The organism is Streptomyces sp. NPDC058674, assembly GCF_042716505.1.
Taxonomy (GTDB): domain Bacteria; phylum Actinomycetota; class Actinomycetes; order Streptomycetales; family Streptomycetaceae; genus Streptomyces.
Genome location: NZ_JBHXSC010000108.1, coordinates 1 through 14,309 on the forward strand (window position 1 = coordinate 1; position 14,309 = coordinate 14,309).

Genomic DNA, 14,309 nt, shown 5'->3' on the forward strand with positions numbered 1-14,309 from the left:
GGACTACCCGCTCGGGTAGTCCTGATGTCCCGCCCCGCACTACTCGTTCACGCAGTGGCCAGGAACGGAAAGCCGAACGCAGTATGGGACGGCCCGAATCCACCGGGCTTTCCGCGCGGGCCGCACCCGGGCCCGCCCCGGGCCGCACCGGGCCGTGAGAACGGCGAGCGTCCGTCGGAGAGCTCCCGAGGAACGAGAGATGCCACCATGCCGACCCTGATCATCAGCAACCAGCGCACCGAGGAGATGGTGGGCGACCTCGATCTGCTCACCCCCGAATACCGCCGCTACGTCGGCAACCAGGCCCAGCGCATGGCCTGGCTCCTCGGCGAGGGGGACGTGCTCGTGCTCCCCGTCGCCGCGGACGAGCACTTCCTGCGCTACGTCACCGAACGGCTCGGCGTCGACCGGTCCTCGGTACAGGTCCTCGTCCCCCCGCAGGGCCGGTTCGGCGAGGGAGTGCTCTCCCGCGACCGGCTCGGCGACGAGGCCTTCGTACGGGAACTGCGCGACGCGGTCGCCTCCCACGGGGTGGACCGGGTGCTCCCCTTCCACTTCGACAGCACGGTGGCCGGCCTGACCCGCGCACTGGGCCTGGACGGGGCCACGCCCGGCTTCGGCTTCCTCGACCAGAGCGGCGGCCGGCTCCTCAACAGCAAGGCGACCTTCCGGGCGCTGGCCGGCGGGACCGGGGTGCCCGTACCGCGCGGCGGCGTCTTCTCCGAACAGGGCGACGCGGCCGACTTCCTGTGGGACCGGCTGCTGGGCCGCGGTCGACCCGCCATCCTCAAGCAGGACTTCCACGTCGCCGGCTTCGGGAACGAGATCGTCAGCCCGGTGCCCGGGATCGATCCGATCGGCGCCCAGCGCGCGGTGGTCGCCGCCGACCGCGGGCAGCTCGACAAGTACCTCACGGACCGGTGGCACTGGCTGACCGACGGCGGACGCAACACGGTGGTCATCGAGGACTACGTCCCGCAGTCGGTCCCCATCTACGCGGAACTGCGCGTCGAGGAGACGGGCGTCGAGTTCACCGGCCACGGCGAGATGCGCATGAAGCCGGTGCTCAACGGCCTGATCGTGCCCGCGCCGTCGGCCGACCTCGCCGCCTTCCCGGACTTCCTCCGGGCCGCCCGGCAGTTGTGCGCCCCGCTGCACGCCGTGGGCTACCGGGGCATCGTCAGCATCGACGCGATCGTCACTCCCGACGGGAACATCCTGATCAACGAGTTCAACTGCCGCACCGGCGGCTCCACGCACATCCACCGCATCGGGGAGCGCGTCGTGGGCGGCGACTACTTCGAGGACCGGGTCCTGGTCGAGCTGCGCCGTTGCAGCTTCCCCGGATTCACCGCCACGGTCGAGGCACTGGCCGCCGCCGGCCTGGGCTACGACCACACCACCCGGACCGGAGTGCTGATCACGGTCGACGACGGGAGCCAGGACGGAGGTTTCGGGGAGTACTGCGTGGTCGGTGAGAGCCTGCACCACGCCGAGGCGCTCGAAGAGCGCGTCACGCGGCTGTTCGCCGAACTCGCCCCGAAGGGCTGAGGGGCGTGTCCGCGGGCAAGACGGGCTACCGGGAGCTGATGACCCGGGACCTGATGATCTGGGCGCTGGTCGCGCTGACCAGCAAGGCACCGGTGGCCATGGCGCCGCTCGCGATGGTGTTCCTGAGCCGCGAGAGCCCCGGGGGATACACCCTCGGCGCGACGCTCGCCTCCGCGTACGTCCTGGGGGAGGTGGTGGGCGCGCCGCTGCTGGGCACGCGGCTGGCCCGCCACCGCATGCGCCCCCAGCTGGCCGCCGGCCTGCTGGTCGGGGCAGCCGCCTTCGCGGCGGTCCCGCTCGCGCAGGACGCGCCCGCCCCCGTACCGATCGCCCTCGCGTTCCTCGCCGGCGGCGCCCCGGCCGCCTGCCCGGGCGGGGTGCGCTCACTGCTGACCCGCTTCGTGGACGAGTCCGCCGTACCGCGGGCGCTGAGCGCGGAGGCCACCCTCACCCAGATCACCTGGGCCGCGGCGCCGGCCCTCGTGGTCGTCCTGGCGCTCCAGGCCTTCGCGGGCGCCCCGCTCGTGCTCGGAGCCGTCCTCGCCGCCCTCTCCGCCGGCCTGCTCGTGCTGCTGCCCGAGCCGGAGGCCGCCCCCGCGGCCGCGGAGGACCCGGCCGGACCGGCTCCCGCCATGACGCGAACCCTGCTGGCGGGCTGGCCGGTCTACCTGACCAGCGCCGCCGCCATGGCGATGCTGGCCACCGCCGAACTGGTCCTCCCCGCCCTGCTGGAGGACCGGTCCCTGCCGGTGGGCTGGTCGGGCCCGCTGCTCGCCGGCTTCGCCCTGGCGAGCGCGGCCGGCGCGTTCTGCTACGGACTGCGGACCTGGCCCGGCTCGGTCCGGGTGCAGAGCCTCGTCCTGCTCGCCGCCACGGCCGGCTGCGTGGCCCTGGTGACGGTCCTGCCGGGGCTGCCGGGCGTGGCGATCGCGCTCGCGGCGGCCGGTGTCTTCCAGTCCGGGGTCATGGTCTCGCGCAGCCTGAGCCTGCGCGAGCGCCTGCCCGAACACGCCCACGCCGCCGGGTACTCGATGATGTACGCCGTCCAGGGAGCCGGGTACAGCCTCACGGCGTCCCTGTCCGCGGTGGCCCTGGAGGTGGCCGATCCGACGACGGCCATCCTCGGCGGGGTGGTCATCGCCCTGGTCATCACCGCGGTGAGCGCCCTCGCCGAGCGGGCCCCGCGCCCCGCACGGGAACCGGTCCCGGCCCTGGGGGACCGGACGCCCTGACCGCGCGGGCCCCGGCCGCCGCGACCGGGCCCTCCCGTCCCGCGGCGGCCGGGCCCGCCCCGGGGAAGCCGGCACACGACGAGCGCCCGCGGCGAATCGGGGAGACCCGGCCTATGGCAGAGATCGCGAGCGGATGGCACGCTCGTGTCCTCGGAAGCGTAAGCCTGGGGGGCGTACACGTGATGGAGCCGGGTATCGGCATGGGCCTGCGCGGCCGCAGCGGCATCCTGACCCTGGTCGACGCCTGCCTCAAGGAGACCCCGGCAGCCGAACGCCCCCTCACGATGCTGCTCGGACCCCCCGGCAGCGGCGCCAGCGAGGCGCACAGCGCCCTCATGGAGCACTTCGGGCCCCAGTACCCCTTCGCGTTCGTCAATTTCGGCGGAGCCCAGTCGCTGCTGCCCCGCTACGCCCTGGGCCTGCTCGCCCGCCAACTCGAACGCAAACTGCCCCGCTACGGGCGCTCCCGCTTCCCGCTGCTCAGTCTCGGCCTCCTCGCCTCCGACCAGGAGCTGAGGATGCGCAGCCTCACCGAGGGCCGGCGCGCGGTGCAGCGGCAGCTGGACCAGTTCCAGGAGGAGAACGAGGCCCGGCACGGCGACTACCTCGCCGCCTTCTTCGAAGTCGGCATGGGCGCGGTCGGCATGCCCGAAGGCGCCTCCACCGCAGCCCTCGCCCTCTTCCAGGACGCCCTGCGGCGGGGCCGCCGCAGCATGCCCGGCCTGCTCGTCGGCAGGCTCGGCGGCCGGCTCACCGACGGCGCGCAGTGGTACGGCAAACACCCCATGACCCGCAGCGGGGACCCGATGGAGGCCCTCGTCGAGCTCAACCTGTGGCGCCACGAAGGGGACGAGGCCGAACAGGAGCGGCTCGACCTCGTCCTCTTCTCGGCGTTCCTCGAAGACCTCAGACGCAACACCGCCCGCAACTTCATGCCCCGCTCCTACCTGCTCCTGCTCGACAACTCCCACACCGAGTACGGCCGGCACTTCCTGGACCTGCTGGTGCGCGCCCGCCACGACGAGACGGTCGTGGCCGGCCACGCCAGCGACCCGCTGACCGTCGTCGCCAGCTCCAACCGCTGGCTGCCCCGCTGGGGCCCCGCCACCGGGGACTCCTGGCCCTGGCAGTTGCGCGGACCCGACCGGGCCTCGCTGGCCGACTGGAACACCCACCGGCCCACCCGGGACAGCGAGGACACCTGGTGGTACCCCTTACGCCTGCGCGACCTCAACCTCGACGAAGTGCGCATCCGCATCGAGCTGCAACTCGGCGGCCGCAGCGACCTCGCCCCCCTGACCCGCCTCACCCCGTTCGTACACCGCCTCACCGGCGGCCTGCCGCGCGCCGTCCACCAGGTCCTCGACGCGCTGCGCCAGTCCGGACCGCCCCCGGACTCGGGTCCGCAGCAGGACCGCTGGCTGCGCGCCCTCCCGGACCGGCCGCTGAGCGTCGGCGAGAGCACCACCACCCTCGTCGACACCGCCCTCGGCCACCTCCTGCGCGACTTCGACGCGACCGAACGGGCCGCCCTCGCCGAATGCGCCGCCGCCCGGGACTTCTCCGTCGGCACGCGACTGCTCAGTCCGGGCGACGCCCTGTTCGGCGAGATCAGGTCCCGCTGGCTGCTGACCGGTCCGCTGACCGTCGTCCCCGTGCTCCATCCCTGGCTGCGGCGACTGCTGTTGTGGAAGCTGGCCCGGCGCCCCGACGCGTGGGACACCGCGCACGAACTCCTCGCGGAGCACTACCGCGACGAGGGAAAGCCCGTCCAGGAGATGTACCACCTGCTCGCCCTCGGCCGGACCGATGAGGTCACCGCCCACCTGACCCGGCGCTTCGCCACGGTGCCGGCGCTCCAGTGGATCGCGGAGTTCGGCGCGGTCACCGCGGCCCCCAACCGTCTCCCGACGGACCGCGGTCCGCTGGAACTCCTCTCCGCCCTCGGCCCGGACCGGACCGAGCGCGTCATGGACGTCGAAGCCGTCATCCACACGCTGGTGACCACCCGCTGGGTGTGGAGCGACCCGCTCGCCGACCCGGCCATGCGCCTCAACGACATGATCGCCGACGGATTCACCCAGCTGTCACAACTGCGGAGGAACGACATCGTGGCCCTGTTCAACGAGGCGGAGCGACACCGCCACTGGCGCGACCCCCAGACCGCCGGCGGGGAGGGCTGAGCCGTGGCCAGACTCGAATGGCCGCTCCACGTCGTGCGCCGCATCGCCCTGGCCACCACCGCCGCGGCCGTGCTCGTCGCCGCCCTCTGGCTGGGCGTCGGCTGGCTCCAGGAACGCGGCTCCACGTGCGCCGAGGGAGTGGTCCAACGGGGTGAACGGGACGAGTGCGTAGGGGTCACCGACGGCTCCTACTCCTTCGCCCCGCACCTGGACGAGGTCCGCAAGAAGATCCGGGAGGAGAACGACAGAATCCTGGCCAACGCGGACGAGGAGCCCTACGTCAGCGTCGCCTACCTGACCTCCTTCACCACCACCGCCGACGACAGCAACTCCGCGGAGGGGGTGCGGCACGAACTGCAGGGCGCCTACCTCGCCCAGTACCGGCACAACCGCGGCGACCTGTCGGCCACCCCCAAGATCCGGCTGCTGATCGCGAACGCCGGCAGCCGGTCGGCGCACTGGCGGCACACCGTCGACGAGTTGATCGCCAGGAAGGGCTCCCCGGACCGGCTGGTCGCGGTGGCGGGCCTCGGCCCCAGCACGGACGAGAACCTCGCGGCCATCAAGCGGCTCTCCGAGAACGGCATCGCCATGGTCGGCGCCACCATGACCGCCACCAACATCCAGGGCATCGACAACTTCGTCCGGGTCGCCCCCACCAACGTCGACGAGGCGTACGCGGCCGCCGGCTACCTGAAGCGGCGCGGAGTCGGCACCGCAGTCGTCATCCAGGACGTGGCTCAGGGCAACCTGTACGCCTCCACGCTCGGCACGGCCTTCACCGAGGCCTTCCACGACGGCGGCGCGCACCGGCTGGTGGCCGAACGGATGACCTACGACTCCTCCGTCAGCAGCGCCTGGCAGAACGAACTGCGCTACATGTCGGGCCAGTTGTGCCTCCAGCATCCGCAGGTCGTCTACTTCGCGGGCCGGGGCCGGCACCTGACCCACTTCCTCGACTCCCTGTCCAACCGCAGTTGCACCGAACAGAAGTACACCGTCTTCGCCGGCGACGACACGACCAACCTGACGGCCGAACAGCTCGCCCACGCCGCCTCCACGGGCGTCGAGGTCCTCTACACCGGGCTCTCCCACCCGGACATGTACCGCACGTCCGCGCCGTCGGTGTCCGCCCCGTCGGCGAAGAACTTCCAGCCGGGCGGCCTCCTCGACCAGTGGTTCCCCCACGACCCCCGCCACGACGGCGGGGCGCTGATGGGCCACGACGCGATGCTCACCGCCGCGCACGGCATCCAGATGGCCGCCCGCTGGCAGGGCAAGGTCGCGGGCGAAGCGGTGGCACGGATGTTCCACCAGATGGACGGCAGCCAGCAGGTGGCGGGAGCGAGCGGCTTCATCTCCTTCCAGAACAACGGCAATCCCCGCAACAAGGCGGTCCCGATCCTCCGGCTCGCCGCCAACGGCCAGGCCGAGTTCGTCGAGGTCTCCGCGGCGGACGGCAAACCCCCCGAACAGCAGTGAGCGCCGGTGTCGACGGCGGAGGGAGAGGGCGGCCTTGATGGCGGGCCGTGATGGCGGGGCGTGAGGGCGGGGCGTGAGGGCCGGGTCGGCCCCCGCGTCGTGCGGCCCGCGCTCCGTGGCACCCTGGCGGGATGACCATCGAGGTTCGCCCCGCTTCGGCCTTCGACGACGTCCGTGCCCTGCTCGGTCCGAAGTCGCCCGGATCCAACGTCTGCTGGTGCCTGAGCTACCGCATCCCGTCCAAGCTCAACAACGAGCTCCGCGGCCCGGCCCGCGGCGAGTACGCCGCCGAGCTGTGCCGCGCGGACCCCCCTCCGGGGGTGCTCGCCTACGACGGCGACGAGCCGGTCGGCTGGGCGGCGGTGGCGCCGCGCTCGGCGACCTCCTTCGCGCGCAACCGCAAGATCCCGCACGTGGACGACCTGCCGGTCTGGTCACTGTGGTGCATCCGGGTCCGTCCCGGGCACCGGAAGCGCGGAATCTCGCACGCCCTCATCACGGGAGCCGTCGACTTCGCCCGCGCCCAGGGCGCACCGGTGATCGAGGCCTACCCCCTCGACAACGGCGACGCCCGGGTCGACCTGACGATGGCGTACGCCGGGCTGCGGAAGAACTTCGAACGCGCCGGATTCACCCATGCCGCGGACACCGCCTCGGTACTGGCCGGCCACCCCCGCGTCCTGATGCGCCTCGACCTGGGCTGAACGGCGCCGCAGCGGCCGCTTCCCGTCGCTTCCCTACGGGTGGGACAGCGGTGAGGGCGGGCTCGGCACCCTGCGGTGTCGAGCCCGCCCTCACCGCGGGGGCGGGCCGGTGCCCGGCGCCGAGCCGTCCGCTCGGCGGAGCCGGTCAGTCCGTGCCGGACTCCATCGCGGCGCGGTCGAGCATCTCGTCCTCGTCCGAGACCTCGCCGCGGGAGGCGATGGCCTCGGCGCCGCCCTCCTGCATGGAGCCGATCAGCCCGGTCGCGGCCGCCTGGGCGGCTCCGATCGCCGGGTTCGCGGTGCCGATCAGGCCGAGCGCGGCGTACTGCTCCAGCTTGGCGCGCGAGTCGGCGATGTCCAGGTTGCGCATGGTGAGCTGACCGATCCGGTCCACCGGGCCGAACGCCGAGTCCTCGGTCCGCTCCATGGACAGCTTGTCCGGGTGGTAGCTGAACGCCGGGCCCGTGGTGTTGAGGATCGAGTAGTCGTCGCCGCGCCGCAGCCGCAGCGTCACCTCGCCGGTGACGGCCGCGCCCACCCAGCGCTGCAGCGACTCGCGCACCATCAGCGCCTGCGGGTCCAGCCAGCGGCCCTCGTACATCAGCCGGCCGAGGCGCCGTCCCTCGTTGTGGTACTGGGCGAGGGTGTCCTCGTTGTGGATCGCGTTGACGAGGCGCTCGTACGCCGCGTGCAGGAGGGCCATGCCGGGCGCCTCGTAGATGCCGCGGCTCTTGGCCTCGATGATCCGGTTCTCGATCTGGTCCGACATGCCCATGCCGTGCCGGCCGCCGATGGCGTTCGCTTCCATCACCAGGTCGACGGGGGAGGCGAACTCCTTGCCGTTGACCGTCACCGGACGGCCCTGGTCGAAACCGATCGTCACGTCCTCGGTGGCGATCTCGACCGAGGGGTCCCAGAACCGCACGCCCATGATCGGCTCGACGGTCTCCACGCCGGTGTCCAGGTGCTCCAGGGTCTTGGCCTCGTGGGTGGCGCCCCAGATGTTGGCGTCGGTGGAGTACGCCTTCTCCGTGCTGTCGCGGTAGGGCAGCTCGTGGGCGAGCAGCCACTCCGACATCTCCTTGCGGCCCCCGAGCTCGGTCACGAAGTCCGCGTCCAGCCAGGGCTTGTAGATGCGCAGGTGCGGGTTGGCGAGCAGGCCGTACCGGTAGAACCGCTCGATGTCGTTGCCCTTGAAGGTCGAGCCGTCGCCCCAGATCTGTACGTCGTCCTCGAGCATCGCCCGGACCAGGAGGGTGCCCGTGACGGCCCGGCCGAGCGGGGTGGTGTTGAAGTACGCCCGCCCGCCGGAGCGGATGTGGAACGCACCGCAGGTCAGCGCGGCCAGACCCTCCTCCACCAGCGCGGCGCGGCAGTCGACCAGGCGTGCGATCTCGGCGCCGTAGGCCTTCGCGCGGCCGGGGACGGAGGCGATGTCGGGCTCGTCGTACTGGCCGATGTCGGCGGTGTAGGTGCACGGGACGGCGCCCCTGTCGCGCATCCACGCGACCGCGACCGAGGTGTCGAGACCGCCTGAGAAGGCGATGCCGACGCGCTCGCCGGCGGGAAGGGAGGTGAGGACCTTAGACATAGGCAAGAGTATGCATCACCATGCATGGTCATGCAAAGACGGGGCGGCTACACGTCGCGGGGAGAGCGCGGCGGCGCGGGGTGCGGGCCCTTCGCGGCCCGGGCGCAGCGGCGGGCGAGGCGGGCGAAGGCCTCCCGGAGTTCGGGCGGACCGACCACCTCGATGTCCGCGTCGAACCTGCCGACGGTGGCGGCCAGGCCGGCCCACGACCACGAGCCGAGGACGAGCCGGCAGCGGTCCGGGCCCAGCTCCTCGACGACGCCGTCGGCCGCGTACGGGGAGACCTCGGCGGCCGGGAGGCCGAGGACCACCTCGCCACGGCACGGCCAGTCGCCCGGGCCGTCGGAGCCCTGGAACCGGCGGGCGACGAAGGCGGCCACATCGCCTCCGGGCACGTCGCGCCGGGCGAAGCGGGGCCCCGTCGGGATCTTCGGGGTGATCCGGTCCACACGGAAGGTGCGCCAGTCCGCACGGTCCAGGTCCCAGGCGACGAGGTACCAGCGCCCGCCCCAGGTGACGAGGTGGTGGGGCTCCGCCCGGCGCGGAACGGACCCGCCGCGACCGCCGCCCTCGCACGACCCGGCGTCCCCCGATTCCCCCGCGGACCCGGCGCCCCCGGCGGACCCGGCGGAAGAGACGGGGGCGTAGTCGAAGCGCAGCACCTCGCCCGCGTGGACGACACCGCCCAGCGCCATCAGCACGGCGCCGTCCACCGGCGGGGCCGGCCGAGCCGCGCGCCGCTCGACGGCGACGACCCGGAGGGCGTCCACGCGCCCGCGCAACCGGGCCGGCAGGACCTGCCGGACGGTGGCCAGTGCGCGCGCCGCCGCCTCCCCGATGCCGGCTCCGCTGGCGGTGGCGGTCTGCAGTGCGACGGCCAGGGCGACGGCCTGCTCGTCGTCGAACAGCAGCGGGGGCAGGTCCGCGCCGGCTTCGAGCCGGTACCCGCCGTCGGGTCCCTTGGCGGACACCACGGGATAGCCGAGCTCGCGCAGGCGGTCGACATCCCGGCGTACGGTGCGCGGGCTGATGTCCAGCCGCTCGGCCAGCAGCGCCCCGGGCCAGTCCCGTCGTGCCTGGAGCAGCGAGAGCAGGGACAGCAGGCGGGCTGAGGTTGTGGGCATGACTCCATGCTGCCCCGGGTAGCGGCCACCTCCTGACCTCTTCTGCCGGGACAGTCGTTCTCATCCCGGACGACGAGGAAGATCCGGGCGAGGACCGGGCACGTACCGCAACCGAGGAGAACGGCGCCACCATGAGGAAGCGCGAGCCGGTGAACACCGGCGACCAGGACCACGTCCGACGAGCGGGCGGCGGGGCGGCCCGGTGAGCGTCCTCGGCACCCGGGCGCTCAACCGTGCCACCCTGGCCCGCCAGTTGCTGCTCGACCGGGCCCGGCTACCGGTCCTCGACGCCGTCGCGCACCTCGGCGGGATGCAGGCCCAGGAACCGCAGGAGCCGTTCGTCGGGCTCTGGTCGAGACTGCACGCCTTCGACCCGTCGGGCCTCTCGGACCTGCTGACCGGGCGGGCCGTGGTGCGCACCCACCTCATGCGCCGCACGGTCCACCTCGTCACCGCCGACGACGCCCTGGCCTGGCGGGCCCGGCACGACACCATGCTGCGCGGACGCGTCCTCGGCACCTACCGCCGCGAGCTCGACGGCGTGGACCTCGACGCGCTCGCGGCGGCGGGCCGCACGCTCCTGGCCGACGGCGAGCCCCGCTCGACGGGTGAAGTCGCCCGCGCGCTGGCCGGGCGCTGGCCGGAGCCGGGACCGCGGGCACTGGGGGAGATGGTGATCGCCGCCCTCGTCCCGGTGGTGCAGACACCGCCGCGCGGGCTGTGGCGCACCAAGGGGGGAGTGCGCAACGTCCCGCTCTCCTCCTGGCTGGGCCGCGAGATCGCCCCACCCTCCCCGAAGGGGTGCGATCCGGTCGGCGAAGCGCTGGTGCGGCGCTACCTGGCCGCCTACGGTCCGGCCGCCTCGGCCGACCTGCGCGCCTGGTGCGGGCTCACCGGACTGCCGGCGGCGGTCGCCTCGGTACGCGGGGAGCTGGTCTCCTTCCGCGACGAGCGCGGCCGGGAACTGCTGGACCTCCCCGACGCGCCGCGCCCCGACCCCGACACGCCCGCCCCGGTGCGCTTCCTGCCGTCGTTCGACAACGCGGTCCTCGGCTACCACGACCGCACCCGCATCATCGACGACGCCCACCGCGGCCTGCCCGTCACCGGCGCCCGGGTCGTCCTGGTCGACGGCCGCTCCGCCGCGACCTGGAACGTCAGGGACGGCGCCGTGGTTGTCACCCCGCTGCGCGGCTTCCGCCCGGCCGACCGCGAGGCGGTGGCCGAACAGGGGCAGGCGCTGGCCGCGTTCCTCAGCGACGGCGACAGCCGGCGCGTGGAGGTCGCCCCGCCCCCCTGACCGGGCACCGGACCACGGGGCCCCGCTGCTGGACCGGGCGGTCGGGCTGAGCGGGCGCGACCCGCGCTGGACGCCCCCGCCGACCGCGTGACGGAGCCTCCGCCAGGGGCTTCGGTACGTCAGGAGCCGTCGGCGAAGACCGCGTACACCGCCCGCCGGCCCGCGTACTCGCTCAGGTTCCAGATCACGGACTCGCGGTACGCCCAGTCGGCGGTGGTGCCGCTGTGGAAGCTGAGGTCCTCGCAGCCGACGTCGAGGCCGGCGATGGTGGAGGGCGTGTCGGCGCCCGAGGCGACCGTCCGCAGGGAGCCTGGCGAGGACGGCCCGTCGCTGCACGACAGGTGGTGCTTGTTCCGGCGGGAGACCACCCCCTGGATCTTCCCCTGCTTCACCGTGACCGCCTCCGTCGCGGTGGTGGAGGCGAGCTTGCGCGTCTTGTAGTCGAGGGGCCACCGCACGATCTTGGGGGTGGTGACCTTGGTGCCGTCGCCGTTCCACCCGGTGCCCGAGTAGTCCACGACGGGGGCGGTCAGGCTGGTGGCGTACTCGGTGACGGTGATGCTGTCCGGGCTCGACGCGCGGTCGAGGCCGACCGCCGAAAAGCGCAGCAGGGTGCCGGTGTTGTCGTAGGCGGCGATCTGCGGGGCCACGAACCGGTAGTCGTACGCGTGGTGGCTGCCGTCCGTGTGCTTCCCGCAGACGTCCGGAAGGCCGGTGCTGACCTCGAACATCCGGTCCAGGTCGAAGACCCGCAGCCCCTTGTACGTGTCGACGACGTACAGCAGGTTCCCGTACCACACGATGCCGCCCGCGTGCTTGCGGACGGGTTCGTAGGTGGCCGTGCCGTCGGCCGCGCGCACGGGCTCCACGAGCAGGACGTGCCGGTACACCGGCGCGGAGGCCGAGCTGTAGTCGACGAAGCTGATGCGGATGCCCTTGTCGACCGCGAACTCGTTCACCTCGTCCCCGTTCGTGTCGGCCTCGAAGTACCAGGACACCAGGACCACCCGCTTGCCGCCCGCGGGCCACAGGCCGGCGCCGAGCGCGTCGGCGCTGGTGGTGATCCCCTGCGGGACCCATTCGACCGCGCCTTGGTCGCCGGGGTTCCAGGCGAACCCGTGCGAGAAGGCGGCGCCGACACCGGCCGGCGCCGAAGTGAGCCGGACCGCCGGGCGGTTGGCGGTGGCGAGGACCTCGGAGATCCCCGCGGCGGGCAGGACCCGCGCCAGGTCCGCGATGTGGTCCGCGAACTGGCCCGAGGCGTTGGACGTCCGCTCGACCAGCTTGAACTGCGCGGGGATGAGGGTGCCCGCCCGGGCCGTGGCGGGGGCCAGGGCGGCGCCGGCCGCGCTGACGAACGGCGCGGCCGCCATACCCTTGATGATCGTCCTGCGTGACATAGTCATGCGGCGAGAATGTAGATCTTCGCAGCTCGTCGGAGCAAACCCATGTCCCGGCCGCAGCCGGGTCGGTGGCGCCCGCCGGGACGGTCCGTTCACCGGGCGACTGTGGGCCGTGGCGGTCGTCCTCCCCGGCTGTTCGGGGGACCCGGGGGCGGCGCCCGCGCTTTTCCCGCCCCGCGCGGGCAGTCCTCAGGGACGAAACGCCGAAGGCCCCGCGCCGGGTGGAGTACGACCGGTACCGGGCTCCCGGGGCATGACGCCGGCCCCCTGTCCACGCTCCCACCCGACGACGCAAGGACCCCCGCATGCAGACCGTCACCCTCAACAACGGCGTCGAGATGCCCGTCCTCGGCTTCGGCGTCTACCAGATCCCGCCCGAGGAGACCGAGCGGGCCGTCGGCGACGCGCTCGCCGCAGGCTACCGCTCCCTCGACACCGCGGCCGCCTACGGCAACGAGGAGGCCGTCGGCCGTGCGATCAAGTCCAGTGGCATCCCGCGCCAGGACCTTTTCGTCACCACCAAGTTGTGGGTGTCGGACGCCGGCGAGGACAGGGCCGGGCGCGCTTTCCAGACCTCGCTGCACAAGCTCGGCCTCGACCACCTCGACCTGTACCTGATCCACCAGCCCTACGGCGACGTCTACGGCTCCTGGCGTGCCATGGAGGCCCTTCACCGCCAAGGGCTCGTCCGGGCCATCGGCGTCTCCAACTTCCACGGCGACCGGCTCGTGGACCTGATCGACCACAACGAGACCGTGCCGACGGTCAACCAGGTCGAGACCCACCCCTTCCACCAGCGCGCAGCCGACCAGCAGCTCATGGGCGAGCTGGGCGTGCAGATCGAGTCCTGGGGTCCCTTCGCGGAAGGCCGCAACGGCCTCTTCACCCATGCGGTGCTCGGCGGGATCGCGGCCGCGCACGGGAAGTCGGTGGCGCAGGTCGTGCTGCGCTGGCTCGTCCAGCGCGGCGTCGTGGTCATCCCCAAGTCGGTGCGGCCCGAGCGCATGGCCGAGAACCTCGACGTCTTCGACTTCGAGCTCACCGCCGACGAGATGGCGGCCGTCGCCACGCTGGACACCGGAGCGTCGCTGTTCTTCGACCACCGCGACCCCGCCATGGTCAGCCGGCTGGGGAAGCACGTACTGAACGACTGACCGGCGCCGACACCCCGCGCCCGAAGAGACCCTGGCTCCCTCCGGAGCGCGGGGAACAGGGTCTCATCCGGTTTTCGCCCGAAGGGGTGCGGCGGGTGGCGCTGCTCGCAGCCCGCGGGACCGTCCCGGCTGCGCGGCGCGGGCCACGAGCAGCAAGGACAGTCCGCAGGCCGCCACCAGCACCCAGCCGGGCCGTGACGCGTGCGCCAGAGCCTCCGGACCGGTCTGCGCGACCAGGCCTCCGGCCACGGCGATGCCGACCGCGGAGCCGAACTGGCGCGCGGTGGACGTGATCGCCCCGGCCACGCCGGCGCGGTGGGCCGGGAGTCCGCTCACCGCGGTGTTGGTGATCGGGGCGTTGGCGAAGCCGAAGCCGATGCCGATGAGCAGATGGGCCAGCATGAGCAGGGGCACGCCGGTGTCCCGGTCCAGCCCCACCAGGCAGAGTCCGCCGGCCGTGATGAACCCCCCGCCCAGCACGAGCGGCGGCCGCGCTCCGAGGCGGCCGACCAGATGGCCGGACAGCGGCGCGCAGACGGTCGCCCCGACGGCCATGGGCAAGGTCGCCGCCCCCGCGGACAGGGC

The 14,309-nt window shown here is 73.2% G+C and carries 11 protein-coding genes; 7 read left to right on the plus strand and 4 right to left on the minus strand.

The annotated features are described in order from the left end of the window. Positions 1 to 207: 207 nt before the first annotated feature. The 5 genes from ACFWU6_RS32425 to ACFWU6_RS32445 all read left to right on the plus strand — a co-directional run bounded on the left by ACFWU6_RS32425 (position 208) and on the right by ACFWU6_RS32445 (position 7,152). Positions 208 to 1,551 (plus strand): peptide ligase PGM1-related protein, encoded by a 1,344-nt coding sequence (locus ACFWU6_RS32425; protein ID WP_383806972.1) that lies wholly within the window; start codon positions 208 to 210, stop codon positions 1,549 to 1,551. Positions 1,552 to 1,556: 5 nt separating this feature from the next. Beyond that, positions 1,557 to 2,783 carry an MFS transporter gene (locus tag ACFWU6_RS32430; protein ID WP_383806975.1) on the plus strand — a complete coding sequence of 409 codons (1,227 nt, stop codon included), beginning with the start codon at positions 1,557 to 1,559 and terminating at the stop codon, positions 2,781 to 2,783. 182 nt (positions 2,784 to 2,965) lie between these two features. After that, positions 2,966 to 4,966: a hypothetical protein gene (locus tag ACFWU6_RS32435; RefSeq protein WP_383984936.1), complete on the plus strand. Its 2,001-nt coding sequence runs from the start codon at positions 2,966 to 2,968 to the stop codon at positions 4,964 to 4,966. A 3-nt stretch (positions 4,967 to 4,969) separates the two neighbouring features. Next, positions 4,970 to 6,448 (plus strand): branched-chain amino acid ABC transporter substrate-binding protein, encoded by a 1,479-nt coding sequence (locus ACFWU6_RS32440; protein WP_383806978.1) that lies wholly within the window; start codon positions 4,970 to 4,972, stop codon positions 6,446 to 6,448. Positions 6,449 to 6,579: 131 nt separating this feature from the next. Next, positions 6,580 to 7,152 carry a GNAT family N-acetyltransferase gene (locus tag ACFWU6_RS32445; RefSeq protein WP_383806981.1) on the plus strand — a complete coding sequence of 191 codons (573 nt, stop codon included), beginning with the start codon at positions 6,580 to 6,582 and terminating at the stop codon, positions 7,150 to 7,152. 145 nt (positions 7,153 to 7,297) lie between these two features. On the opposite strand, the gene argG is transcribed toward ACFWU6_RS32445, so the two are convergent. Next, complete coding sequence (gene argG, locus ACFWU6_RS32450; RefSeq protein ID WP_383806984.1) at positions 7,298 to 8,743, minus strand: argininosuccinate synthase; 1,446 nt, start codon at positions 8,741 to 8,743, stop codon at positions 7,298 to 7,300. 47 nt (positions 8,744 to 8,790) lie between these two features. After that, the gene (locus ACFWU6_RS32455; protein ID WP_383806987.1) at positions 8,791 to 9,867 is read right to left on the minus strand and encodes a helix-turn-helix transcriptional regulator; all 1,077 of its coding nucleotides are present in this window, start codon (positions 9,865 to 9,867) and stop codon (positions 8,791 to 8,793) included. 202 nt (positions 9,868 to 10,069) lie between these two features. Between ACFWU6_RS32455 and ACFWU6_RS32460 the strand changes: the two genes are divergently transcribed. Continuing rightward, positions 10,070 to 11,167: a winged helix DNA-binding domain-containing protein gene (locus ACFWU6_RS32460; RefSeq protein WP_383984924.1), complete on the plus strand. Its 1,098-nt coding sequence runs from the start codon at positions 10,070 to 10,072 to the stop codon at positions 11,165 to 11,167. A gap of 119 nt (positions 11,168 to 11,286) precedes the next feature. Here ACFWU6_RS32460 and ACFWU6_RS32465 read toward each other — a convergent pair whose 3' ends face one another. Then, positions 11,287 to 12,573, minus strand: coding sequence for a hypothetical protein (locus ACFWU6_RS32465; RefSeq protein ID WP_383984927.1), 1,287 nt, complete (start codon positions 12,571 to 12,573; stop codon positions 11,287 to 11,289). A 302-nt stretch (positions 12,574 to 12,875) separates the two neighbouring features. Here ACFWU6_RS32465 and ACFWU6_RS32470 point away from each other — a divergent pair, with 302 nt between their 5' ends. Then, the gene (locus ACFWU6_RS32470) at positions 12,876 to 13,724 is read left to right on the plus strand and encodes an aldo/keto reductase (protein ID WP_383984930.1); all 849 of its coding nucleotides are present in this window, start codon (positions 12,876 to 12,878) and stop codon (positions 13,722 to 13,724) included. Positions 13,725 to 13,787: 63 nt separating this feature from the next. On the opposite strand, the gene ACFWU6_RS32475 is transcribed toward ACFWU6_RS32470, so the two are convergent. Next, positions 13,788 to 14,309 (minus strand): MFS transporter (locus ACFWU6_RS32475; protein ID WP_383984933.1); only part of this gene is annotated, 522 nt, incomplete at its 5' end.

Bases quoted from the DNA above. Each gene is read 5' to 3' on its own strand.
- ACFWU6_RS32425 (WP_383806972.1), top strand. From the start codon at position 208: ATGCCGACCCTGATCATCAGCAACCAGCGCACCGAGGAGATGGTGGGC.
- ACFWU6_RS32435 (WP_383984936.1), top strand. From the start codon at position 2,966: ATGGAGCCGGGTATCGGCATGGGCCTGCGCGGCCGCAGCGGCATCCTG.
- ACFWU6_RS32445 (WP_383806981.1), top strand. From the start codon at position 6,580: ATGACCATCGAGGTTCGCCCCGCTTCGGCCTTCGACGACGTCCGTGCC.
- argG (WP_383806984.1), bottom strand. From the start codon at position 8,743: ATGTCTAAGGTCCTCACCTCCCTTCCCGCCGGCGAGCGCGTCGGCATC.
- ACFWU6_RS32455 (WP_383806987.1), bottom strand. From the start codon at position 9,867: ATGCCCACAACCTCAGCCCGCCTGCTGTCCCTGCTCTCGCTGCTCCAG.
- ACFWU6_RS32465 (WP_383984927.1), bottom strand. From the start codon at position 12,573: ATGACTATGTCACGCAGGACGATCATCAAGGGTATGGCGGCCGCGCCG.
- ACFWU6_RS32470 (WP_383984930.1), top strand. From the start codon at position 12,876: ATGCAGACCGTCACCCTCAACAACGGCGTCGAGATGCCCGTCCTCGGC.